Genomic DNA, 22,654 nt, shown 5'->3' on the forward strand with positions numbered 1-22,654 from the left:
CCTGAGGAGAATCGCGGACACTGTTATGGAAGTGTGGTGGCTTCCCCGCAGAGACGAGCAGAGCCCCGCCTCGCGGCGGGGCTCTGCGTGTGGTGGACCCGGGGGGAATCGAACCCCCGACCTTCTCATTGCGAACGAGACGCGCTACCAACTGCGCTACGGGCCCGGACCGGATCAGCGTACCCGACGACGGCGGGCTCTACGAAATCGGCGCCGGCCGAGGCGTCGTCATGCCGTCCGCGGCCGTTCACCTCCCGGCCACCGCGCGTCGCTAGCGTCCGATCGTGCCTCGCGCTCTCGTCCTCGCGGCCAGCGCCGCCGCCATCGTGCTCAGCATCGCGCTCGGCGCGATCATCGTCGTCGTCTGGCAGCCCTGCGCCGGCGCGGCGATGCCGCTGCAGCCCGGGCTGTCGCCGAGCTGCGCCTCCGTCACGAGCGGGGCCAACACGGGCTGGATCGGCCTGCTGTGGCCGCTGGCGCTCGCCGCGGCGGGCCTCGCTGCCTACCGGCTGCTGGCGCGCGGCTCGGGCGTCGCGCGCAGCGTCATCGTCGTGCTGCTTGCTGCGTGCGCGATCGCGGCGAACCCGATCGTCGAGTACACCCTGCTCAACGCCGTACCGCAGTCCTGGGACGAGCCGCCCGGCACCGGCGCGCTCACCGCACTGCTCTTCGCGCTGGCCGGCCTCGTGCTCGCGACGACCGCGGGCCGGCGCAGGCGCGCCTAGCGATCAGCCGACGCGGCGGAGGAACGCCTCGTGCACGTCGAGGCGCTCGAGCTCGTCGTCGACGAGGCCCATCGAGGCGAAGCGCGAGCCGCTCGCCGGTCGCTCGACCTGGCGGGCGGGCTGCTCGACGCGCACGCGGTGCTCGTCCTGCTCGGTCTCGAGCGGCGCCTGCTGCTCGAAGACGACGGCCGGGACCGCGGGAGCCCGGTCGACGCGCATCTCGCGCACGGGCGCGACCGGCTGCGTCTCCGCGGTGCGGCGGTCGGCGGCCGGCTCGGTAGGCGAGGCGGTGCCGATCTCGCCGGTGACGATCTCGTCGAAGCTCGCCTCGAGCGCCGCGACGCGGGCGATGGGGCCCGAGATCGCGCGGCGATCCTCGGCGAGCTGCGCACGGGCGCGTCGCAGCAGCTCGTCGCCCGCGCGGTACTCGGGGCGCAGCCGCTGCTCGGGCACCGGCCGGGGCGACCAGGCGCGCGACGCGGGGGCCTCGTCCGCAGTCCCGGCGGCCTCGGCGCGCGGGGTCTCGGCGGTGCCGAAGATCACGCCGGAGGCGGACGCCGCGGCGCGCACGGCGCCGGTGCGGTGCTGACCGGGGCGCGACGCCTGCCGCGCGACGACCTGCGCGGCCACGCGCGACTCCGCGGCGACCGCCTGCGCGGCGACCTCCCGGGCCTCGACGAGCGTGCGGACCTCTGGCGCGGACGACGCGACGCGACGCATCCGCGACGCCGACGCGTTCACGGCGACGAGCCCGACGAGGCCCAGCACGGCGACGACGGCGCCGAGCGCGAGCAGCACCTGCAGGCCCGGCACGATCGCGCCTGCGACCACAGCCACCACAGCGGTGAGCACGAGCGCGAAGCACGCCAGGCGGGTGCGGCGCAGGCGCTGCGCGCGCGAGACGGTCGACTTCACCGCGGCGCGCACCTCGCGCTCGACCGCCTTGATCTGCTCGTCGAGCTCGCGCGCCCGCGCGACGGCCCTCGCGTGCTCCATCGCCTGCTTGAGGCGCGCCTCCTTGGCGACCGCCTTCTGCTGCACGGCGATGGTGCGGGCATCGGCCTCGATGCGCACCTCCTCCGGCGACTCCGCCGACTCCGCCATGATCCGCAGCGTCTGCTGCAGGCGGATGGCGTTGCGCTCGGTGGCGAGGTACTCGCGCTTGCGGGTCCAGACGGGCACCAGGTAGGCGACCCAGAGCACCACCGCGACGATGAGGACGAGGGACGTCCCGAGACCTGCGAACTCTGGCATGTCCTGCACGGTAGCGGCGGCGCGGGCCCGATCTCGGGAGGCCGTGCGGCGGTTCGCCACGCATCGGGAACATTGCCGCGCGAGCGGCTCCGGCGCGCGCGCTGGGGTCAGCGCGGAGAGCCCGCGCGCGGGTCGCCGCCGACCTCGACCGGGTAGACGGACCGGTCGAACGGCGGCACCCGGCCGGCCAGCCAGCGCTGCAGCATCGGCTCGGCGAGCTCCTCGCGCACGATCGCGAAGCACAGGTGGTCGCGCCAGTCGCCGTCGATGTGGATGTAGCGGCGGCGGCAGCCCTCGTAGCGGAAGCCGAGCTTCTCGACCACCCGCAGGCTCGCCACGTTCTCGGGGCGGATGCACACCTCGACGCGGTGCAGGGCCGCCGGGCCGAGCAGGTGGTCGGCGACGAGCGCGACCGCCGTCGTCGTGGCGCCGCGGCCGGCGAACCGCTGCGCGATCCAGTAGCCGAGCGTCGACGACGCGAGCGCCCCGCCGGAGATGTTCGCGACGTTGAGCTGGCCGGCGAACTCGCCGTCGACCTCGATCGCGAACGCCATGCCGGTGCCGTCGCGATCGGACTCGAGCAGCGAGCGGATCGACGAGCGGGTGTCGAAGCGGCCGCTCGGCCGGGTGCCCGGCAGCGTCGCCTCCCAGCGCTCGAGCCAGGGGCGGTTGGCGATCAGCTCGCCCTCGAGCGCCTTCGCGTCGCGCTGGCGGATGCCGCGCACGGTGATGGCGCCATGGGTGAGCCGCGGCGCAGTGTCGAACACGAGAGCGAGCCTAGGCGGTCCGGCGAGGCGACCGCTCCTCGACGAGCGCGGCGGGCACGACGTTGAAGTTGTCGCGGAACAGGTTCTCGGGGTCGACCTCTGCCTTCAGCGCGCGCAGCCGCGCGAGCGTCGCGGGCGGGAACGCCTCCTTGAGCCGGCCGGGCCGCTGGTCGGTCTCGAACGAGAGGTACAGGCCGGATGCGTGCGGCGCGACGAGCGTGTCCCACGCGGCGTCGAGGCGCGTGCGGTCCATGCCGAACGCGGTCACCGAGAAGCCGGCGTCGCGGTGCGCGAACGCGGTCGCATCCGCGTCGACGTCACCGATCGCGCCGCCCATCGCGCGGGTCTGGAAGAAGAAGTGGGCGCCGGTGTCGAGGAAGCGCGCGAGTGCCGTGGCCACGGCGGGCGTGATCGAGCGCAGCAGCGCCGACCGGGTGGTCGGCTCCCCCTGCCCCTGGTGCGCGCCGCCGGCCGCGTTGTCGATGACCCCGGCGTAGCGCGTGCGGACGACCTGCTGCTGCACGAGCGGCCCGACCATCGCGAACGGCTGCAGGTGGTCGACGATCGTCTCGGGCTCGGAGGCGTCGACGGCGATCATCGCCTGTGCGATGCGGGACTGGCCGGGGCGATCGCGGCCGATGAGCAGGAACGGCGTCACCGCTCGGTCGCTCGCCTCGGTGGCGGCGCCCCACCGCTCGAGGAGGTCGGCGGTGTCGCTCGCGTCGAACGCGAGCTGCGCGAAGCCGATCTCCCCCACCGGCTGCGCGATCATCTCGAAGGCCACGGCCACGCCGAGGTTGCCGCCGGCGCCGCGCATGCCCCAGAACAGCTCCGGGCGCTCGTCGCGGCTCGTGCGCACGAGCTCGCCGCTCGCGAGCACGACCTCGATCGACTCGATGTGGTCGATCGTGAGCCCGTGCTCGCGGCCGAGGAAGCCGACGCCGCCTGCCGTCGCGAGCCCGCCGACCCCGACGCCGCCGTAGTCGCCGGAGGTGATCGCCCAGTCGTGCGCGTCGAGCGCGCGAGCGACCGCGCCCCACGTCGCGCCGGCGCCGATGCGCACGAGGCGACGCTCGGCATCCACGACGTCGATGCGGTCGAGCGCGCCGACGTCGATGACGATGCCGCCCTCGTTCGTCGAGCGGCCCGAGATGCCGTGGCCGCCGGAGCGGATGCCGAGCGGCACGCGGCCCTCCACGACGCCCTGCGCGCGAGCGTAGGCGAGCGCATCCGCGACCTGCGCGGGGCTCGTCGGCCGCAGCACGACGCCGGGCGCGCCGCCGCGCATGTAGGTGTGGCGAGCGTCGGCGTAGGCCCACGAGCCCGGCTCGACGGCGGTCGCCGTGAGGCTCGCGGGGATCGCGTCGTAGTCGAGCCCGGGCGCGCGCTTCGCGAGCGCCGCGGCAGGCACGGCGGGTGCCGTGTCGGTGCCGCGCTCGGCGCGCTCGGCCGCGACCTGCTCGCGCACGGCGGGGGCGACCTCCGCCATGAACCGCTCCATGAGCGTCGGGTCGTCGGCCGCGAGGATGAACGTCGCGATGCCCTCCGCGAGCGCGAGCTCGACGAGCTCCTCGACCCACTGATCGGGCGGGCCCTGCAGGCGGCCCGTCGAGCGCTCCGAGAGGGCGCCGCCGATGTTGAGCAGCCGGCGGATCTCGCGCGGGTCTCGGCCCGCCCGCGCGGCCGCCTCGTCGATCGTCCGGTTGCCGCGGCCGAGGTCGCCGGGCTGCAGGTACCCGAGCGATGGGAGCCAGCCGTCGCCGAGCCTGCCGGTGAGGCGCAGCATGCGCGGCTTGTAGGCGCCGATGTGGAGCGGGATCGGATGCGCGGGGCGCGGGCCGCGCTTCGCACCCGCGACGCGGTGGTGCTCGCCGTCGACCCGCAGGCCGGAGCGCTCGCTCGTGTCCCACACGCCGCGGATGATCGCGATCGCCTCCGCGAGCGCATCCACCCCCTGCCCCGGCGTGAGCCGCGTGCCGCCCATCGCCTCGATCGCATCCCAGAAGCCGCCGGAGCCGAGCCCGAGCTCGAAGCGGCCGCCCGAGAGGAGGTCGAGGCTCGCGGCGCTGCGCGCGACGACCGCGGGCTGGCGCAGCGGCACGTTGAGCACGTTCGGCGCGATGCGGATGCGCGACGTCGAGGCCGCGACCCACGTCATGAGCGTCCACGTGTCGTGGAACGACGGCTGGTAGGGGTGGTCCTGGAAGGTCGCGAGGTCGAAGCCCGCCGCCTCGGCGAGCTGCGCGAGCTGCACGGGCTGCTCGGGCGGCTGGTTGGTGGGCGTGATGAAGACGCCGAACTCGAGCTCGTGGCCGTAGTCCATGGTGTGCGGATCCCTCCCCGGGGCGCGGAGCCGCCCTCTGGATGCAACCGCCCGGTGGCGGCGGGATTCCCTCGGCCGCCTGCCGGCCCGGCCGGGACCCGGCCCCGGGGTCCTGCCCCGGCGAGCGGGCGGCCCTTCCCACCCGGACGCGCTAGCGTCCCAGGTGTGAGCGATGACGAGTCGACCATCGAGGACGCGAAGCGGGCGCTGCGGCGCCGCTTGCGCACGCAGCGCGCCGAGCGGGGCGCCGTGCCCGCCGAGCGCACCGCGTCCCTCGCCCAGCACCTGCAGCGGCTCACCGAGTCGCTCGGCGCACGCACGATCTCGGCCTACCTGTCGATGCCCGACGAGCCCGACACCCGCGACTTCCTGCGCTGGGCCGGCGACGCGGGCATCCGGGTGCTGCTGCCCGTCATCCGCGAGGACGGGCTGCTCGACTGGGCAGAGCACGACGGCACCGAGACGATCGAGGCGACGCTCGGGGTGCCGCAGCCGACGAGCGACACGCTCCCGCCGACGGTGCTCGACGAGGTCGATCTCATGCTCATCCCGGCGACGGCTGTCGGCCGCGACGGCTCCCGGCTCGGCGGCGGACGCGGATTCTTCGACAAGACCATCGCCACGATGGCAGAATGTCCTCCGGTGTATGCCGTGGTCCATGACGACGAGCTGTTCGACAGCGTGCCGCACGCGGCATACGACCAGCCTGTCGACGGCGTCGTGACGCCATCCGGGATCCACACCACATCGAGGAGCTGACCAATGCCCGTCTACGCCTACGCCTGCACCGCCTGCGGACACGCGTTCGAGGCTCGGCAGGGCTTCGACGAGCCGTCGCTCACCGTCTGCGAGCGCTGCCAGGGCGCGCTCCGCAAGCAGTACGGCACCGTGGGCGTCACGTTCAACGGCTCGGGCTTCTACCGCACCGACTCGCGCGCCGCGAGCGGCAGCGCCGCGCCCGCCAAGACGCCCGCTGCGCCCAGCAGCGGCAGCAGCTCGACCGACTGACCGAGCCGCCACTCCCCTGGGCATCAACCACACTCTCGAGGAGGACCCCATGGAGGGCTTCAAGAAGTTCCTGATGCAGGGCAACGTCGTCGAGCTCGCCGTCGCCGTCGTCATCGGCACCGCGTTCGCGGCGATCATCGGCGCGTTCACCCAGGCGATCATCGACCCGCTGCTCGCGATGGCGTTCAACGCCGACGACCTCGCGGGCGCCGTCGTCGGCCCGTTCAAGATCGGCCTGCTCATCGCCGCGATCATCAACTTCGTCATCATCGCCGCGGTCGTCTACTTCGTGCTCATCATGCCGATGGCGAAGCTGAAGGAGCGCAACGACCGCCGCAAGGGCATCCTGCCCGACGAGCCGGCCGAGTCGGAGATCGACGTGCTGCACGACATCCGCGACCTGCTGCGCGCGCAGACGCCCGGCTCGACGGCGCCGCCGCGCCCCTGACGCACGGTTGACGTCGACCGACGACGAGAGGGCGGGCCCGCGCGGGTCCGCCCTCTCGTCGTCCGGGATGCTCGTCAGCCCCAGTGGGGCGGGACGTCGCGCCGCAGCTGCTCGTCGTTCTCGCTCGACTGGTGCCGCTCGACCGGCGGCTCGCCCGTGTAGCCGGGCGTCGGCTCGGTCGAGACCCGGCGGCCGCGTCGCTTGCTCACGAGCGGCGCGGGCTCGACGTCAGCCGGCTCGACGTCAGCGGGCTCGGGCTCGACGCGCGGCGCGCCGGCCTCGTCGGTCACGGCGACGCATCCGCCCCGACGAGCTCGGCGATGCGATCGGCGACGCCCTCGGGATCGGTGAACAGCTCGAACGCATGCACGCGCATGGTGTGCCAGCCGAAGCGCCGCAGCACCTCGGGACGTAGGCGCAGCGCCTCGCGCAGCGTGCGCTCGCCGTCGTCGTGGTCGGCCTCGATCGCCGCGCAGACGCCGCCGTTCGCCACCACGAGCGGCAGCTGGCCGTCGTACGAGACGTCGGCGCGCAGCCCCCGGCGGCGCAGGCGCGTGGCGAGGTCGATCATGAGCGGGTCGCCGCCGTGGAACGACTTCGGCTGCTCGCCGCCTGCGATGTCGAGCAGGATCTCGCGGAGCTGCGCGGCACCGTGCTCGAGCCGCTCGGGGTCGAGCTCGGCCGCGTCGAAGGCCGTGACGATCTGCATGGCCTTGCGGGCGCGCGTCATGGCGACCGCGAGCATCCGCTCGCCGCCCGGCTCGCCGAGCGGACCGAACTCCACGTTGCGGCCGTGCTTCGTGTGCCCGTAGCCCACCGAGAAGATCACGCGGTCGCGGCTCAGCGCGCTCGCGTGCGTGATGTCGACGATGACGAAGGGCTCCTCGCGCTCCGCGACGACGAAGTCGGTGAGCGGGCCGCCGGCGCCGAGCGACGCCATGACGGCCTGCTGCAGCCGCACCTCGTGCTTCTCGTTGGCCGTGACGACCATGAGCGACTCCTGCGGCCGCGAGCGCGCGTGCTGCGTGACGAGCTGCACGACGCGCTCGACCTCGGCGTCGGGGCTCTCGACGGTCGCGGCGCCCTGCTCGGGCAGCCCGTGCGCGCCGTGGACGATCGAGCTCGTCAGCGACGCGTGACCCAGGTAGGCGCCCGCCCATGGCAGCGCCTCGATGCGGCCCTCGTAGAAGCGCTCGTTGACGGCGGCGACGAGGTCGGCGCCGCCCGTCCGGTACGAGCGGGTGAGGCGCCGCGTCGGCAGCACCTGGCCGAGCCGCGACAGCGCCGACTCGGCGTGCAGCTCGTCGGGGGTCGCCAGCTCCTCGCTCGGCCGGATGCCGAGCGTCGAGATGCCGACGTCGAACGGCGAGGGCGTCTGCGTCACCGAGTCGCCGAGCGCGATCACCTGGCGCGCGCGGCTGATGGCGCCCGCGGCCTCGGCGATCGTGATGGCACCGGCGTCGGCGATCACGACGGCGTCGAACGGGATGCGCTTCGGCACCCGGTGCAGGTCGTACGGCGAGGCGAGCCACACGGGCGCGAGCGAGCGCGTCAGGTGGGGCGCGACGTGCTGCAGCTCGTCGGCGTCGACGGGGCCCGCCTTGATGAGCCGCTTGACCGCGGCCGCCTCGTCGCCGTGGTCGTCGATGGAGAGCCGCCACTGCTTGGCGAGCTGGTGCGCGAGGCGTGCGCTCGAGGCGTCGACGTGCGCCTCGTCGACGAGCGCGAAGTCCTGCTCGAGGCGCTGGAGCACCTCGGTGTTGCCGCGCAGCAGCGCGCGCTCCTTGCCGAGCATCGCCTGCAGCGCGGACTGCCACCACGCGAGGTCGAGCTCGTGCTCGACCTGGTCGTCGGCGACGTGCCGGTTCGCGAAGTCGGCGAGCAGCGGATCGAGGCCGAGGCGCTCGACCGACGCCATGAGCTCGGCGCGCTCCTGGATGTTCTGCAGCGCGTCGCTCGGCGCCGCCAGGCCCGCGACGCGCTCCTCGAGGTCGTCGAGCTGCAGGTCGGTGCTCGGCACCTCCGGGCTGAGCGCGGCGTCGAGCCGCGCGAGGCGCTCGAGGATGTCGGTGAGGCGGGTGTCGAGCGCGGCGAGGCCGGACGGCACCGCCGGGATCGACCCGTCGGGCGCGAACTTCGCCCAGAGCCGGCGCTGCTGCTGCGCCGCGATGAGCACGTCGTGCAGGTCGGGCACGTGGGCGCCGGGCCGCACGTACTCCTCCGCGAGCTTCCGGAGCCGGCGGCGCTGCATGCTGCCGAGCGCCTGCACCGCCTCGCGGCGCGGGCCGGTGGCGGTGATGAGCTCGCCGAGCGGGCGGTCGTAGATCGACGGCGTCATCACGTCGAGGGTCGCGAGCACGTCGGTGAGCAGCGCCACCTGGATCGCGAGCTCGGCGAGGGTCGCGGCAGGGCGCAGCTTCGTGTCGCCGATGACCCGCTTCGCCTGCGCGAGGAGGGCGGCGAGGTCGCCGGGGCCGCCGTCCGAGCTGGGGCCGGCGAGCCGCTGGGCGTCGGCGAGCGCGGCGGATGCGTCGCCGGAGCTCGAGAACGACGCGCCGTACCAGGGCGTGTCGCTCGGCCCGTACTTGAACTGCCCGAGCGCGGCGGCCTTGCGCATCGTCGCCGCCACGCGCGGCCGGTCGGTGGCGAGCTCGCGGGTGGCTCGCTCGCTGAGGCGCGCGCGGGTCGACGGCGGCGTCGGCAGCATCGCGAGCCGCGAGAGCTCCTTGAGGGCGTCGAGCACCGACACCTGCAGCTCGGGGTCGACGCGCTGGAGGGCGGCGCGGTAGTCGAGCAGCACCTTGCGGAGGCGCAGCATGGCCTCGTCGATCTCGGCCGTCTCGGGCCGCGGGCTCTGCTCGATGCGGCGGATGGCGGCGATGAGGTCGCGGCGCAGGGTCGCCTCCGAGACGGCGAGCGCCTCGAGCTTGGTGGCGGCGAAGCGGTCGGCGATGTCGCGCAGCGTCGCGCGGCGCGGGCTGACGACGAGCACGCGGCGATCGTCGCCGACGAGCGCGCCGACGACGTTCACGATCGTCTGGGTGAGGCCCGTGCCCGGCAGCGCCTCGACCACGATCGAGTTGCCGGCGGCGGCCTCGGCGATCACCGCGTCCTGCTCGCCGTCGGCGTCGAGCACGAGCCGGTCGACCTCGGGGTCGCGCTGGTCCTGCGGCGTCTCGTCGATGCCGGCGCGGCCCTCGCGCACCCGCCACGCGGCCTGCTCGTCGCCGCGCACGGCGTCGAGCACGTCGTGCGGCTGCTGCTGCAGGTCGGTGACCATCGGCTCGCCGACGTCGGCGAAGGTCGACGCCAGCAGGCGCGCCTCGACCGAGAACCCGGGCACGTGCGCGGCCGCCTGCCGCACCGCATCCAGCACCGCGTTCGGCGTGAAGGTGCCCTCGCCGGACGCGAGCTCGATCAGCTGGCGCTCGTCGAGCCGCACGCCGTGGTGGCCGCGCAGGATGCTCGCGATGCGCGGGTTGACGAAGGGGCGGCCGAGCAGCTGGAGCTCGAAGTCGCGGCCGCGGCGGCGGATCATGAGCGGCCGGAGCAGCATGGGTCCGTAGACGTCGCGGTCGCCGTGCGGGAAGCGCACCATGCCGATCCCGAGGTGCACGGCGTCGATCGAGCGGGCGGCGGCCAGCTCGACGCCCTTCGACGCGATCGCCGCCGCGGCGCCACGGGCTGCGCGCAGGGCGAGGTCGTCGCGGATGAGGCTCGAGAGCGCCGTCGGACGGCCGGTGATGAACTGCGCGAGGCCGCCGGGATGCGTCGTCGACAGCTCGACGCGCGTGGCGGTCGTGTCGATGAAGTCGGTCAGCGGGCTCCGGCCGCCGACGCGGCGGAGCGCGCCCGCCCACGCCTCCCACTCGCCATCGCGGCGCGAGCGCCGGGGCTCGGGGTCGGGCTGGCGCTCCGGCGCGCGGGCGGCCTGCGGCGCGGCGTCCTGCCCGGCACCCGACTGCTCGAACACCGGCGCACCGCCGAGGCCGTCGTCGGTGCCGTCGTCGCTCGGGGCCGCCGCGGGCTGCACGAGCTCGACCGCGTCGTGCGTCGCGCCGTCGACGGGCTCGTCGCCCAGGTTCTCGATCTCGTCTTCGCGCACACCGTCACGATAGTGAAGCGCTCGCGAGACGCGGCGGTGCCGCCCCGCAGAGCCGCAGAATCGGTCAGGTGCTGCCTAGAACCAGGCGTCGCCCGTGCGCCGGGTGTAGACCGCGCGCAGCCAGCGGCCCGCCTTCTGCCACAGCGCGTAGCGGCCGGAGAGCGGCAGCTCGAACGTGGGCATGTAGCGGACGGGCTCCGGCGCCCACGCGGTCTTGAACGTGTAGAGGCCGCGGATGTCGCTCGTCTCCCACGCCGCCGGGTCCGGGATGTTCGCGAGCTCGTACAGCGTGACGCCGTCGGCGTGGAGATCCTGCATGATCTTCCACTGCATCAGGTAGGGCGCGAAGATCTTCGCGTTCTCGCGGATGCTGCCGGCGTCCTTGTACCAGGCGGTGTCGCCGAAGCGGATGACGAAGGCCATCGACTGCACCTCGCCCTCGTAGTGGGCGACGTAGAAGTGGCCCTGCCCGACGGTCTTGTAGACGTCCCAGATGCGCTGGAAGTACTCCGGGTGGCGGAAGTAGCCGCCGGAGCGCTCCTTCGTCTCGCCGATGAGGCGGTGCATCTCCGCCTCGTTCTCGGCCGTCATCTCGACCTTCGTGACCGTCACGCCGAACTTGTTCTCGGCGGCGCGGTAGGAGTTGCGGGCGCGCTTCTTGAAGCGGGCCGCGACCTCGTCGAGCGTGCCCGTGAGATCGACCGCCACGGCGTGCTGGTACTGGCTCGAGGCGGCACGCGCCCAGCCGTTGCGCTCGAAGGCGGCGATGAGCGCCGGGTCCTCGGTCTCGAAGGTCTCCATCTTCAGCCCGAACCAGCGCTTCGGGTAGGCCTTCGCTCGCGCCGTGATCGCGTCGACCGCCTCGGGCGTGATGCCGCTCACGCGCGGCAGGAAGAGGATGCGTCCGGCGAGCGGCGCGGTGCGCTCGAACATCTGGATGGGCAGCTGCCGCTCGCCCCCGTCAGCGGTCGGCACGGGGACGACGTCGCGGAGCGCGCGCCACGGGCTCTCCTCGCGGGTGCGGGCCCACGCATCCGACTGCATGTAGTGGGCGCGCGACTGCCCCTCGAGCACCTGCGCGTCCCACGCGGCTGCATCGGTCGCCTTCGCGGGCCTCGGCTCGGCTGCAGCGGTGGTGCTCATGCGCTCGCTCTCGTGGGGGTGGGATGCGGGGGTCGCGGTGCGATCGCACCGCCCTCGATGCTACCCGCGCGGCTCGCGGGCCGGCGGCGGGCGCGCTCGCCGACGGCGGCCCCGTCAGCGGCTCGACGTACCGTCGGCGTCATGACCCTCCGCCCGGCCGAGTGGGACGTGCTCCACCCACTCGACGGGCACGCCATCGCGATCGTCCGGCTCGTGCAGCTCGGCACGCGCCGCGAGCCCTACTACCGGGCCGTCTCCCCCGAGCCCGACCGCGCCCTGCGGCGGCTCATCGGCTACTGGGGCACCGTCGACGAGGCGCATGAGGGCGTGCTCGCGCTGTACGAGCGGGCGTCCGGCCGCTCGCTCGCCGGCGGGGACCGCCCTCCGTCTCGGCCGCTCGTGCCGCAGAAGCCGCCGCCCGGCACGCCGCAGCAGGGCACACCGGCGCGGCCGCGACTGCATGCAGCCCGCGCCTAGCGCTGCGGCTGCTCGGGAGGCTGCCGTCAGGCGGGCTTGGTCGCCTTGCCGTCGAGCCAGAGCGTGTCGGAGTCATCGCGGTGGCTGCCGGTCGAGCCGACGTGCTTCGCGTCGATCTGCGGGCCGTGCTTGATCACGTGCACGAGCGCCATCCCGTGCCCGCGGCCGAGGCCGTGGTCGGCCTTCAGCCACTCGAGGATGGTGCCGGCCTTGACCGACGGATCGTCGAAGCCGCGCTCCTTCGCCTGGTCGACGAGCGCTCGCGGGGTGAGACCGGTCTTCTCCTCGATCGCGTCGAGGTACGCCTGGAACGACATGCCGCCGACGGTACACCGCGCCGCGCGGTCGCGGTGATGACGAGCGCCGTCGAGGTCCCATCGATGTGAGGATGCGTCGACGAGGACGAGGGCATAGCGTTGCTCGCATGAGCGAGGCGACGTGGCGCGCGCTCGCGCACGCTCGCGTGGTGCTCTCCTGCGAGTCGGTGTTCGCGCGGCTCGAGATGCGCAGCCGCCTGGGGGCGATCGCCGACGTCGTGCCACGCCAGCTCGCGACCGTCGCCCTGGCGGAGCTCGAGCCGCACGGCGACATCGGTGCCGACCTGGCCGGTGTGCGGGGGGCCGGTCGAGAGCGTCGACTGGACGAGGTCACCGCCGCCATCGCCGAGCGCATCCGCACGGGCATCGACGAGGTCCAGTGGCCCGTGCCCGACGAGGGATACGACGTGGTGCTGACGGTCGACGTCGCCGCAGCGGTCTACGGCTTCGTCGCCGGGTGCGTCAAGCCGCTGGAGTCGCTCGTCGTGCAGCACGCGCACGGCCGCCATGACGAACGCTCGGCGCACCGCCTGCTGTCGCCCCGCCCGTTCTTCGACGCGGATGCCTTCACCGCGCTCGCCGGACTGCTCAACCTCGTGGCGGCGGCCGAGGCCGCGGTGCACGAGGCGCAGCGCGACCACGAGGCGGCGGTACGAGACGCGGCCCCGGACGAGCACGACGGCTGAGCGCAGCTCGAGACACACTCCTATCAACCGTCCAGTCAACGGGTCTACCGTGCTGGCATGAAGGACTCCCCGCCGGGGGTGAAGACGTACTCGGACGCCGACATCGACGCGATCCTGGCCGACCTCACCGCGCACGTGCCCGAGCAGCACCAGCTGCGCGCGTGGGCGAGCGAGTGCGGCATCCCCGTCAAGCGCGTGGTCGCGACGCCCGACCTCACGTACGTCCGGCTCGCGGGCAAGGACGAGACCGGCGGCTACGTCGTCCTGATGCTGCTCGACGGCATGTGGGAGCGGGTGTTCTAGCCCTCGTCAGAGCGCTCCTGCCCGCGTCCGGCGGGGTCGCGACGCCCGGGATCTCCATCGTGCGGTCCACGACGCCCCGCGCCACCTCGTGCAGCTTGAGGTTCTTCGTGCGGGCGTGCTCGCGGAGCACCCGGAACGCCTCCTCCATGTCGACGTCGATCGACGCGGCGAGGACGCCCTTCGCCTGCTCGATGAGCACCCTGCTGTCGAGCGCGCGCTGTAGCTGCTCCGCGATGATGCCGCGCTCGCGCAGCGCCCGCTCCTGCAGGATGCCGACCGTGGCGAGGTTCGCGAGCGCCTGCGCGACGGCGACGTCCGCGCGGGAGAGCTCGCCCCTGCTCGTGCGGTACAGCCCCAGGGCCCCGATGACCTCCGAGCGCACCCGCAGGGGCACGCCCAGCGACGAGTGGAAGCCCTCGGCGAGCGCCGCCTCGCGGAACTCCACCCAGTCGTCGCTCGTCGCCTCGACGTCGCTGACTGTGATCAGCTCGCCGGTGCGCGCGCAGTCCACGCAGGGCCCGGCATCGCCGTTGAGCTGCATCACCTCGACGAAGCTCGCGGCCTCGCTCGTCGAGGCGACGAGCTCGAGATCGCCGTGCCCGTTCCTGAGCAGCAGTCCACCTGCCTGCGCATCGATGAGCTCGATGCACTCGTTCACCACGGTGTGCAGCAGCTGCACGACGTCGTAGTCGGAGGTCAGCGTCTCGGCGAGCGTCGCCAGCGCTCCACTGAGGCGCTCCTCCCTCGTCACCTGGGTCATGGCGCACATCCCTTGCATCTGGAGGTCGTGGGGAGGATCACTCGGTCCCCCGTTCGTCGTGGAACGTCAATCGCCGCGCCACCACGTCGCGGGCGACCGCATCGAGGGGCACTCCCGACGCGAAGGCGTGCGCGCGGAGCCGCGCGAAGGCCTCGGTCGCCGTCACGTCGAGCTGCACCACGAGGATCCCGGTCGCCTGGTGCACGACCCGCCGGAGCTCGGGAGCCGCAGCGTGCACGCCGGCCACCTCCTGGCTCGCCGATGCGGACGCGAGCCGCATCGCGGCCGACGACGCGACGAGCGCGAGCGACCGGGCCGCAGCGACATCCGCACCGCTCAGGTCGCCGGGCGCCGCTCGGTACAGGTCGACGACGCCGACCGTGGCAGCGCCCAGCTGGAGCGGGAAGGCGAAGAGCGCGCGCGCCGACAGCTCGCTCGCGGCCGCAGCGAACACGGGCCACATCGCGCTGTCGGTCCGGACATCCGCCACGAGCACGGCTCGTCCACTGCGCAGCGCGGTCCAGTGGGGACCCTCCCCCAGCTCGAACTGCAGCTGCTCGAGCTGCGCTGCCACGGCATCGGTCGAGCCGAGCGTGGAGTGGCTGGGTCCGGCTGCCACCGAGATCGACGCACCGGAGACCGGCAGCAGCTCGAGGAAGGGAGCGAGCAGCTCGGAGGCCGACTCGCGGAAGGGCGCTGATGAGTCGCCGGCCTCGGCCGACTCCGGGTCCAGGGTGCCGTCGGTCATGCGCCTTCCTCAACCGTGGCCGAGCGCGACCCCCTCCTGCGGTGGGGCGCGCACCGCTCGGGAGCACGGCCGTTCCTTGGCGAGAGCGTACCCCGTCCGCGCTGCATCGGCGCTCAGCGCTCGTCATCGGAGGCTCCGGGGTCTCGGCCGTCGGCGCCGAAGAAGTCGCGCATCTCGCGACGGTCGCGGTAGAAGTCGCGCTGCTCCTCGAGCTCCGACTTGATGGCGAAGATCTCGATCGCCTGGCTCAGCCCCGCGTGATGGGCGAACACCAGCACCATGTGCTGCTGGTCGTCGCCGCCGTAGGCGTCGATGCGCTCGGCGAGATCGAGCAGGGCGTCCCGAGCCGGCCCGTCCGGCATGCTCGTCGCGGCGAGGAGCCGCAGCGTCAGATCACGCTTGCTCTCTGCGCCCATCTCGGATCACGACCCCGGCATGCGCGCAGCGGCGCGGACCCTCGCCGCGACGCCCTGGCCGCGCGAGCGGGCCGGTGCGTGCCACGACGACCGTCAGTCTCGGCAGCGGCGCTCGCGATGTGCTCATGCCCTGAATGTACGCCGAGTCCGCGTCGGGTGAGCGTCCGTGTCGCCTCGGGGTGCCGACATGACGCCCGCACGTCGACTGCCGACGAGCGCCGCCAACCGCTCGCGTGCACCAGACCGATCGGCGCATCCGGAGGCAGTCGGCGCTACGACGACCCCGTGCCAGAGGCTCGTCGGGGCAGCAGCCGGGGCACGAGCCGGACGTAGGCCGCCATTCCGAGGAGCTCGACGAGCGTCTGCGTCACGACGACCGCGGCCGCGAGTCGCAGCTCAGCGGGCAGGGCGAGCGCCAGCGGAAGGACGACCAGCGAGTTCCTCGTGGCGCCGCTGAACACGAGCGCTCGACCTCGAGGCACGTCGAGGCGCGCGACCTGTGCGACGACGACGCCCAGCACCGCCATGACGACGAGGAATGCGGCATAGATCGGGACGACGCCGAGCAGGGGCGCGGGATCCGACGCGATGAGCGGCATCTGGGACGCCACGACGACGAGCAGCACGATCATCATGAGCGGGACCATCGCATGCAGAGCGCCGACGGCCGCCGACCGGACGATGCGGTTGCGGTCGCCCCACCGCTGGGCGATCGCCGCCGCAATCATGGGAACGACGATGAGCCACAGCAGCGCCTCGACGAACGGGCCCGGCTCGACGGCTGCGCTGGAGATGGGCCCGGCGATGACGAGCAGGTAGAGCGGCAGGAGCAGGAGCTGCAGCACCATCAGCAGGGGCGCGGCAGCCAGGAGTCGCTCGTGCGCACCGCCGGCGGCGGCTGCGAAGACGATGACGTAGTCCACGCAGGGAGTCAGCAGCACGAGCAGCACGCCGATCATGAGTGCTGCGTCGCCGGCGACGAAGCGTGACAGGCAGAACGCCACGGCAGGAACGGCGACGAAGTTCAGCACCAGCAGCGCGCTCAAGAACCGGAGGTCGCGGAATGCGCGCGCGAGCTGCGCGAACGGCACGCCGAGGAACGTCACGAACAGCAGCACGGCGATCGACGGGTTGATGAAGACTTCCAGCCCTTGCGAGCCTGGCGCGGTCAGCCCGAGAGCCACCCCGGCCACGATCGCGACGAGGTAGAGCGCGACCTGGTGGCGTTCCATCCAGGCGACGGACGCCGTCGAACCCGTCACAGAGCCGCGTCGGGGTCGCGAAGGCTTCCCATCGCCGAGAGCCCCGGGCGGCATGCACGTCGAGCACCGCCCGCGAACAGGACCGACCCGCCGCGCGGGGCAGACGCGGAGAGCCCGCCCTGCGCGCCTCTGGCGAGCTGCATGGAGACCATGCTCGAACGCTAGCCGCTCGCGTGCACGACACGGTGACCGCGTCCAATAGGTCAGCCAATGCTGTACAGTGGCCACGTGCTGACGGACTCGACCTCCCACGACGCCCGATGAGCCCCGATCTCTCCGCGGAGCGGCGCTCGCGCCTGCATCGCCGCGTGAAGCTGATCGTGGGCTTCACCATCACGTACAACGTGCTGGAGGCGGTCGTCGCGATCTGGGCCGGCACCGCGGCGTCCTCAGCGGCGCTGATCGGCTTCGGTCTCGACTCGATCGTCGAGGTGGCATCCGCGGCAACCGTCGCGTGGCAGTTCACGCGCAAGCAACCAGAGCGCTACGAGCGGATCACCGTTCGGATCATCGCGATCGCCTTCTTCGCCCTCGCCGCCTACGTGACGATCGACGCAGCGCTCACGCTCGCCGGGGTCGAGGAGGTCGACGAGAGCCCGCTGGGCATCGGCATCGCCGCGCTCAGCCTCCTGGTCATGCCAGCGCTCGCGTGGTTCGAGTTCCGCACAGGACGCGAGCTCGGTTCGAAGAGCGTGCAAGCCGACGCGAAGCAGCTGCTGCTGTGCATCTACCTGTCCGGCACGGTGCTGATCGGCTTGCTGCTCAACACGCTGTTCGGCTGGATGTGGGCGGATTCGGTGGCCGCCCTCATCGTCGCAGCGCTCGCGATCCGAGAAGGGATCGAGGCGTGGCGCGGCGAGCTCGAGTCCCCGTTCGAGACGATCGAGCAGCTGCAGGGCGACGCCGAGTGAGCGATCCCGAGCAGTTGGCGGCCCCGAGCGGCACCGACGCGTCGCTCCTTCGGGAGGCGAGCACGACATCGCCCAGGGCCACCGATCCGCCCGCGGTCCCCCGGCGGGGCGTGCGCACGGTGGGGTGGGGCGTCGCCGCCGTGGCCGTCGGCATCGACCAAGGCTCCAAGGCCCTCGCCGAAGCCGCCCTGGAACCCGGCGAGCGCTACCCCGTGCTCGGTGATGCCCTTGCGCTCCACCTGGTCTACAACCCCGGTGCGGCCTTCTTGCTCGGTGCGGCATCCACGCCGATCATCACGATCGTCGCGCTCGCGGGCGCCGGCTTCGCGGCCTGGTTCCTCTGGCGCACGACGTCCCGCCTATGGGCGCTCGCCCTCGGACTCGTCCTGGGCGGGGCGCTCGGCAACATCCTCGACCGGCTCGCGCGTGCTCCGGGGATCGGCCGCGGCCACGTCGTCGACTTCATCGCCTACTTCGACTGGTTCGTCGGGAACATCGCAGATGTGGCAGTCTTCGCCGGCGTCGCGCTCGCCGTCTGCTTCATCGCCCGAGGTCGGCGCGTCGTCCTGAAGCGCACGTGATCCGGTCGAACGCGTGCTGAGCGTCGAGGGCTGGTCTCTGATGGCATCCGTCGGCTTCATGAGCGGGCTCGCACTCGGTGGGCGTCATCGACGAACACGACCGCGGTCGCTGCCGCAACGCGAGAAGAGCCCTGGCCGGTGGCCAGGGCTCTTCCTTCGTGAGACGTGTCGCGACTCGGTCGAGACCCATGTCGCGACGCAGCGCACAACGTGCCCCTGGAGGGATTCGAACCCCCAACCAGCTCCTTAGGACGGAGATGCTCTTCCATTGAGCTACAGAGGCAAGGCGCGAACAGTCTACCGGCGGACGGCGAAGCGCCCGCCCCTCGGGAGGGACGGGCGCTTCGCGATGATCAGGCAGCGCTGGCGGCTGCGCGGATCACGTGATGTCGATGAAGACCGGAGCCGAGCCGCCGATGTCGACGCTCGCGACCACCGTGGTGTTGCCGGTCCATCCGCCGTGCACCGCCTGGCCGCCGCCGATGTAGATCGCGACGTGCTTGCCACCCATGCCGTTGTAGGAGTAGTAGATGACATCGCCGGGCGACGCCTGCGACATCGGGATGGTCGGGCCGAGGTTGAACAGCGAGCCCATGCCCGTGTACGGCAGGCCGGCTGCCGCGATCGAGCGGCGCACCAGCTGCACGCAGTCCTGCGACACCCCCACCTGCGCGAGCGCGGCGCTCGCGATGGCGCTGCCCGAAGCGCCGGCCGACGCCTGCGCCGGCCGCGCCGGAGCCGCGGCGGCCGCACCTCCGGCGGTCGCACCGCCCGCGGTCGCGCCTGCGGCGGGTCGGGCAGCGGCAGCAGCGGCAGCAGCAGCCTCCTGCTGCCGTCGCTCCTCGTCGGCCGCAGCCTGCAGCTCAGCGCGGATCGCCGCCAGCTCCTCGGGCGTCGTCGCGGTGACCTCCAGCCGGGAGCCGTCGAGCCGCTCGCCGGCGGTCACGACGCCGGACACCGACTGCGAGTCCTGGGCGACGAGCGCGGAGAGCGATTCCTGCGACCCGGCATCCGAGCTCGCGGCGAAGGCGGGCAGTGCGAGCGGGGTCGCGAACGCCGCTGCGACGGCGATGACGCCGACCCGCCGAGCGTTGCGCATGAAGGAGGCGCGGCCGAAGCGCTTCCGATTGGTCGGCTCGATGGCCGTCATCTCGGTCGAGGTCGTCACAGGCTGTTGCTCCAAAGCATTCGGGGTCGTGATGGGCCGCCAGGGCGGCACTGCTTCCTACGTTACCAAATCGTTATCGATTTGTCACCAGGCACACAGGTCAGCCGAAGCGGCGCACCTGCGGGGTCCCGAACGCCGCGACCATGGCCGCGTAGTTCGAGTACTTGACGGGCTTGCCGCTCGTCGCGGCGTGGATGATCTGGTTGCCGCCGGCGTAGATCGCGACATGGCCGCTCCACACCAGCAGGTCGCCGGCGGCGACGGACGACGCGGGCACCGGCGTGCCGTACCCCGCTTGGGCGTTCGATGAGTGCGGCAGGTAGTAGCCCGCCTGGCCGTAGACCCACATCGTGAACCCGGAGCAGTCGAACCCGGTCGAAGGGCTCGTGCCGCCCCAGACGTAGGGCACGCCGAGCTGCGACTGCGCAAGGCCGACGATCGAGCCGTCGGAGGGCACGTTGACGGATGCAGCGGCAGCGGCGGGCGCAGCGGCACCTGCGGCGGACGCGGTCGCGGTCGCGGTGACGGCGGCTGCCGCCTCGCGCGCGGCCGCGAGCTCGGCCTCGCGGGCCTCCTCTGCGGCACGTGCCGCTGCGCGGATCTGCTCGAGCTGCTCGGCGGTGGTGCCGGCGAGGCCGTCGCGGGCGATGAGGTCGACCTGCGCGTCGGCGGCGACCGTGACCACCTGCGAGTTCTCGGCGACGACGCTGGCGAGCTGCGCATCCGTGAACTGCTCGCCCTGCGGCCCGAAGGCGGCAGCCGGCAGCGACAGCGCGCCGACGAGGGCGGCGGCGATGCAGACGACCCCGGCGCTCTTCACGCCCCGCCGCAGCGAGCCGCCAGCGGGTCGCTCGGCCATCGGTGAGACGGCGACGGCCGTCGAGTGCTGCAGGTTCATGTGTCGGTGTTCTCCCGGATGTCCCGGCGCCCCGCCATGCTGACGGGCCGCAGATCCTCGGGAAGACTAACCGACCGTTACCAATCTGTCACAATTGCTCACCATTACGCGGCGAGCCTCTGAGCGGCCTGGACGCCTCCTGGACGGCGCTCGGTCGGATGCTGGACGTCAGGCCGTCAGATAGACGTGCTGCGCGAGCTCGAGCGGCAGATCGATCGCCGAGCCGCCGACGACGCCCACGCGGATGCGGCGCCCCATGTCGGTCACGTGCACACGGGCGCCCGGCACGACCCCGACGGCCTGCAGCTCCGCGAGCCCCTCGATGTCGTCCTGGATCGGCTCGCCCAGCCGACGCACCACATGCTCGCCGCGCGCCGCGGTCGCGGGCACCACCCCGGCGAGGAAGGCCTCGGCAGGCGGCAGCCCCAGCTCGGCGAGCCCCGGGATGGGCGTGCCGTACGGCGACTCGGTGGGATTGCCGAGCAGGGCGAGCAGCCGACGCTCGACCTGCTCGCTCATGACGTGCTCCCACCGGCACGCCTCGTCGTGGACGAGGCTCCAGTCGAGCCCGATCACGTCGGCGAGCAGCCGCTCGGCGAGGCGGTGCTTGCGCAGCACCTGGGTCGCGAGCCGGCGGCCCTCGTCGGTGAGCTCGAGGTGGCGGTCGGCGGCGACCACGACGAGGCCGTCGCGCTGCATCCGGTTGATCGTCTGCGACACGGTCGGGCCCGAGTGGTTGAGGCGCTCCGAGATGCGGGCGCGGAGGGGCGTGATGCCCTCCTCCTCGAGATCGAGGATGGTGCGGAGGTACATCTCAGTCGTGTCGACGAGATCTGTCACCCGCAGCTCCTGCTCTCCTGTGCTCCTGTGCTCGAGCCGGTGCGCGCGAGACGTCGCAACCGACTGGCCCCACCCTATTGGCCCCGCTCATAGGATCGTCTCCGTGAGCGACATCGTCATCCCCCGCGACCTCCTGCCCGCCGACGGCCGATTCGGGTGCGGCCCGTCGAAGGTCCGCCCCGAGCAGGTGGCGCGCCTGCAGTCGAGCCTCGACCTGCTCGGCACGAGCCACCGGCAGGCGCCGGTGAAGTCGCTCGTGCGCTCGGTGCGCGAGGGGCTCGCGCAGCTCTTCTCCGTGCCCGAGGGCTATGAGGTGCTGCTCGGCAACGGCGGCTCGACGGCCTTCTGGGACGCGGCGGCCTTCGGCCTCATCGAGCGACGCTCGCATCACCTGGCGTTCGGCGAGTTCGGCGCGAAGTTCGGCAAGGCAGCGGCCGCGCCCTGGCTCGAGGCGCCGAGCATCGCCTCGGCCGACCCCGGCTCGCGCCCGGAGCTCTCCGCGGTCGAGGGCGTCGACGTGGTCGCGTACCCGCACAACGAGACGTCGACCGGCGTCTTCCACCCCGTCGTGCGGGGCCAGGCGGATGCGCTGACGGTCGTCGACGCGACGAGCGCCGCGGGCGGGCTCGCGGTCGACGTCGCCGAGACCGACGTCTACTACTTCGCGCCGCAGAAGAACTTCGCCGCCGACGGCGGCCTGTGGCTCGCGGTCGTCTCCCCCGCCGCGGTCGAGCGGATCGAGCGGATCGCCGCATCCGACCGCTACATCCCGGAGTTCCTGTCGCTGCAGCAGGCGGTGACGAACTCGCGCCTCGACCAGACGCTCAACACGCCAGCGCTCGCGACCCTGCTGCTGCTCGACGAGCAGGTGCAGTGGATGCTCGGCCAGGGCGGGCTCGACGCCATGGCGGCGCGCACGGCCGAGTCGGCGGCGACGCTCTACGACTGGGCCGAGGGCCGCGCCGAGGCGACGCCGTTCGTGGCCGACCCCGCGCACCGCTCGAACGTGGTCGTGACGATCGACTTCGACGAGTCGGTCGACGCCGGCGCGCTCGCGAAGGCGCTCCGGGCCAACGGCGTCGTCGACACCGAGCCCTACCGCAAGCTCGGCCGCAACCAGCTGCGGGTCGCGACCTTCGCGGCGATCGACCCGTCCGACGTCGTGCAGCTCACGCGGAGCCTCGACTTCCTGCTCGACCGGGCGTAGCCGCGCGCACGGGCTGCCGCAGGATCGTCCTGCGGCGCTCCGGCGGCACTCGGCGCGCGTCGCTCAGGCAGATCTCGTGGTGCCGCCCGGTCATCTCGAGCCCGTGCTCCGGGATCCACGCGTCGTGCAGGTGCGCGAGCGTCGGCGCCTCATCGTCGAAGGCGCCGACGAAGGCCTCGCCGTTGGGGTCGCCGTGGCCGTCGATCATGAGGTGCTGCAGCCGCGGCACCTCGACGAGCCGGATCCTGCCGACCTGCGCCCGGTAGCAGTCGAGGCTGCGGCGCAGGTCGAGCTTCTCGGGCATCGA

25 protein-coding genes and 2 tRNA genes are annotated in these 22,654 nt (G+C 73.0%); 10 read left to right on the plus strand and 17 right to left on the minus strand.

All coding sequences use genetic code 11. The annotated features are described in order from the left end of the window. Positions 1-90: 90 nt before the first annotated feature. Positions 91-166, minus strand: a tRNA-Ala gene (locus ABIB37_RS01780). A gap of 118 nt (positions 167-284) precedes the next feature. Here ABIB37_RS01780 and ABIB37_RS01785 point away from each other — a divergent pair. Beyond that, entirely contained in the window at positions 285-725 is a 441-nt protein-coding gene (locus ABIB37_RS01785; protein WP_354255979.1) for a hypothetical protein, read from the plus strand. 3 nt (positions 726-728) lie between these two features. Here the strand turns inward: ABIB37_RS01785 and ABIB37_RS01790 are convergent, their stop codons facing one another. The 3 genes from ABIB37_RS01790 to ABIB37_RS01800 all read right to left on the minus strand — a co-directional run bounded on the left by ABIB37_RS01790 (position 729) and on the right by ABIB37_RS01800 (position 5,069). Then, positions 729-1,979 carry a hypothetical protein gene (locus tag ABIB37_RS01790; protein ID WP_354255982.1) on the minus strand — a complete coding sequence of 417 codons (1,251 nt, stop codon included), beginning with the start codon at positions 1,977-1,979 and terminating at the stop codon, positions 729-731. A gap of 107 nt (positions 1,980-2,086) precedes the next feature. Beyond that, positions 2,087-2,746, minus strand: coding sequence for a GNAT family N-acetyltransferase (locus ABIB37_RS01795; protein WP_354255985.1), 660 nt, complete (start codon positions 2,744-2,746; stop codon positions 2,087-2,089). A gap of 10 nt (positions 2,747-2,756) precedes the next feature. After that, on the minus strand, positions 2,757-5,069 hold the full coding sequence (locus ABIB37_RS01800; protein WP_354255988.1) for an LLM class flavin-dependent oxidoreductase: 2,313 nt from the start codon (positions 5,067-5,069) through the stop codon (positions 2,757-2,759). Between the two features lie 165 nt (positions 5,070-5,234). Between ABIB37_RS01800 and ABIB37_RS01805 the strand changes: the two genes are divergently transcribed. Genes ABIB37_RS01805 through mscL form a run of 3 tightly spaced genes read left to right on the plus strand, consistent with a single transcriptional unit; the run spans position 5,235 to position 6,525 of the window. Next, positions 5,235-5,828 (plus strand): 5-formyltetrahydrofolate cyclo-ligase, encoded by a 594-nt coding sequence (locus tag ABIB37_RS01805; RefSeq protein WP_354255991.1) that lies wholly within the window; start codon positions 5,235-5,237, stop codon positions 5,826-5,828. 3 nt (positions 5,829-5,831) lie between these two features. Further along, on the plus strand, positions 5,832-6,077 hold the full coding sequence (locus ABIB37_RS01810; RefSeq protein ID WP_354255993.1) for an FmdB family zinc ribbon protein: 246 nt from the start codon (positions 5,832-5,834) through the stop codon (positions 6,075-6,077). A 49-nt stretch (positions 6,078-6,126) separates the two neighbouring features. After that, complete coding sequence (gene mscL / locus ABIB37_RS01815; protein WP_354255996.1) at positions 6,127-6,525, plus strand: large conductance mechanosensitive channel protein MscL; 399 nt, start codon at positions 6,127-6,129, stop codon at positions 6,523-6,525. Between the two features lie 74 nt (positions 6,526-6,599). Here mscL and ABIB37_RS01820 read toward each other — a convergent pair whose 3' ends face one another. The 3 genes from ABIB37_RS01820 to ABIB37_RS01830 form a co-directional block, all read right to left on the minus strand. Then, positions 6,600-6,815, minus strand: a complete 216-nt coding sequence (locus ABIB37_RS01820) for a hypothetical protein (protein WP_354255999.1) — start codon at positions 6,813-6,815, stop codon at positions 6,600-6,602. Beyond that, positions 6,812-10,630, minus strand: a complete 3,819-nt coding sequence (locus ABIB37_RS01825; RefSeq protein WP_354256002.1) for an AAA family ATPase — start codon at positions 10,628-10,630, stop codon at positions 6,812-6,814. The genes ABIB37_RS01820 and ABIB37_RS01825 overlap by 4 nt, the downstream gene beginning before the upstream one ends. Positions 10,631-10,705: 75 nt before the next feature. Beyond that, a complete protein-coding gene (locus ABIB37_RS01830) occupies positions 10,706-11,773 on the minus strand; it encodes a lipid II:glycine glycyltransferase FemX (RefSeq protein ID WP_354256005.1) in 1,068 nt (355 codons plus the stop codon). Between the two features lie 141 nt (positions 11,774-11,914). Here ABIB37_RS01830 and ABIB37_RS01835 point away from each other — a divergent pair, with 141 nt between their 5' ends. After that, entirely contained in the window at positions 11,915-12,250 is a 336-nt protein-coding gene (locus ABIB37_RS01835; protein WP_354256007.1) for a hypothetical protein, read from the plus strand. 26 nt (positions 12,251-12,276) lie between these two features. On the opposite strand, the gene ABIB37_RS01840 is transcribed toward ABIB37_RS01835, so the two are convergent. After that, positions 12,277-12,567 carry a DUF4287 domain-containing protein gene (locus ABIB37_RS01840; protein ID WP_354256009.1) on the minus strand — a complete coding sequence of 97 codons (291 nt, stop codon included), beginning with the start codon at positions 12,565-12,567 and terminating at the stop codon, positions 12,277-12,279. Between the two features lie 107 nt (positions 12,568-12,674). On the opposite strand from ABIB37_RS01840, the gene ABIB37_RS01845 reads away from it, so the two are divergent. Together ABIB37_RS01845 and ABIB37_RS01850 are read left to right on the plus strand one after the other, a co-directional pair. Next, positions 12,675-13,253 (plus strand): hypothetical protein, encoded by a 579-nt coding sequence (locus tag ABIB37_RS01845; RefSeq protein ID WP_354256011.1) that lies wholly within the window; start codon positions 12,675-12,677, stop codon positions 13,251-13,253. A gap of 57 nt (positions 13,254-13,310) precedes the next feature. Further along, positions 13,311-13,556, plus strand: a complete 246-nt coding sequence (locus ABIB37_RS01850) for a hypothetical protein (protein WP_354256014.1) — start codon at positions 13,311-13,313, stop codon at positions 13,554-13,556. Here ABIB37_RS01850 and ABIB37_RS01855 read toward each other — a convergent pair. The 4 genes from ABIB37_RS01855 to ABIB37_RS01870 all read right to left on the minus strand — a co-directional run bounded on the left by ABIB37_RS01855 (position 13,468) and on the right by ABIB37_RS01870 (position 16,970). Further along, a complete protein-coding gene (locus ABIB37_RS01855) occupies positions 13,468-14,316 on the minus strand; it encodes a GAF domain-containing protein (protein ID WP_354256016.1) in 849 nt (282 codons plus the stop codon). The two genes, ABIB37_RS01850 and ABIB37_RS01855, sit on opposite strands and share 89 nt — an antisense overlap. Positions 14,317-14,353: 37 nt before the next feature. After that, complete coding sequence (locus tag ABIB37_RS01860; RefSeq protein ID WP_354256018.1) at positions 14,354-15,064, minus strand: GAF and ANTAR domain-containing protein; 711 nt, start codon at positions 15,062-15,064, stop codon at positions 14,354-14,356. Between the two features lie 113 nt (positions 15,065-15,177). Then, on the minus strand, positions 15,178-15,480 hold the full coding sequence (locus ABIB37_RS01865) for a hypothetical protein (protein ID WP_354256021.1): 303 nt from the start codon (positions 15,478-15,480) through the stop codon (positions 15,178-15,180). 272 nt (positions 15,481-15,752) lie between these two features. Further along, positions 15,753-16,970, minus strand: coding sequence for an arsenic resistance protein (locus ABIB37_RS01870; RefSeq protein ID WP_502914015.1), 1,218 nt, complete (start codon positions 16,968-16,970; stop codon positions 15,753-15,755). A 32-nt stretch (positions 16,971-17,002) separates the two neighbouring features. Here ABIB37_RS01870 and ABIB37_RS01875 point away from each other — a divergent pair, with 32 nt between their 5' ends. After that, positions 17,003-17,653: a cation efflux transmembrane domain-containing protein gene (locus ABIB37_RS01875; protein WP_502914016.1), complete on the plus strand. Its 651-nt coding sequence runs from the start codon at positions 17,003-17,005 to the stop codon at positions 17,651-17,653. After that, positions 17,650-18,234 carry a signal peptidase II gene (locus ABIB37_RS01880; protein WP_354256027.1) on the plus strand — a complete coding sequence of 195 codons (585 nt, stop codon included), beginning with the start codon at positions 17,650-17,652 and terminating at the stop codon, positions 18,232-18,234. The genes ABIB37_RS01875 and ABIB37_RS01880 overlap by 4 nt, the downstream gene beginning before the upstream one ends. A 211-nt stretch (positions 18,235-18,445) precedes the next feature. On the opposite strand, the gene ABIB37_RS01885 is transcribed toward ABIB37_RS01880, so the two are convergent. The 4 genes from ABIB37_RS01885 to ABIB37_RS01900 all read right to left on the minus strand — a co-directional run bounded on the left by ABIB37_RS01885 (position 18,446) and on the right by ABIB37_RS01900 (position 21,140). Beyond that, a tRNA-Arg gene (locus ABIB37_RS01885) sits at positions 18,446-18,517 on the minus strand. Positions 18,518-18,613: 96 nt separating this feature from the next. Beyond that, on the minus strand, positions 18,614-19,402 hold the full coding sequence (locus ABIB37_RS01890) for an NlpC/P60 family protein (RefSeq protein ID WP_354256030.1): 789 nt from the start codon (positions 19,400-19,402) through the stop codon (positions 18,614-18,616). 100 nt (positions 19,403-19,502) lie between these two features. Further along, positions 19,503-20,300, minus strand: a complete 798-nt coding sequence (locus ABIB37_RS01895) for a C40 family peptidase (protein ID WP_354256033.1) — start codon at positions 20,298-20,300, stop codon at positions 19,503-19,505. A 168-nt stretch (positions 20,301-20,468) separates the two neighbouring features. After that, entirely contained in the window at positions 20,469-21,140 is a 672-nt protein-coding gene (locus tag ABIB37_RS01900; protein WP_354256035.1) for an iron-dependent transcriptional repressor DtxR, read from the minus strand. A gap of 103 nt (positions 21,141-21,243) precedes the next feature. Here ABIB37_RS01900 and serC point away from each other — a divergent pair, with 103 nt between their 5' ends. After that, a complete protein-coding gene (gene serC / locus ABIB37_RS01905; RefSeq protein ID WP_354256038.1) occupies positions 21,244-22,347 on the plus strand; it encodes a phosphoserine transaminase in 1,104 nt (367 codons plus the stop codon). On the opposite strand, the gene ABIB37_RS01910 is transcribed toward serC, so the two are convergent. Continuing rightward, positions 22,310-22,651, minus strand: a complete 342-nt coding sequence (locus ABIB37_RS01910) for a GyrI-like domain-containing protein (RefSeq protein ID WP_354256041.1) — start codon at positions 22,649-22,651, stop codon at positions 22,310-22,312. The genes serC and ABIB37_RS01910 overlap by 38 nt on opposite strands. Between the last annotated feature and the right edge of the window lie 3 nt (positions 22,652-22,654).

Source organism: Agrococcus sp. UYP10, assembly GCF_040547205.1.
GTDB lineage: Bacteria > Actinomycetota > Actinomycetes > Actinomycetales > Microbacteriaceae > Agrococcus > Agrococcus jenensis.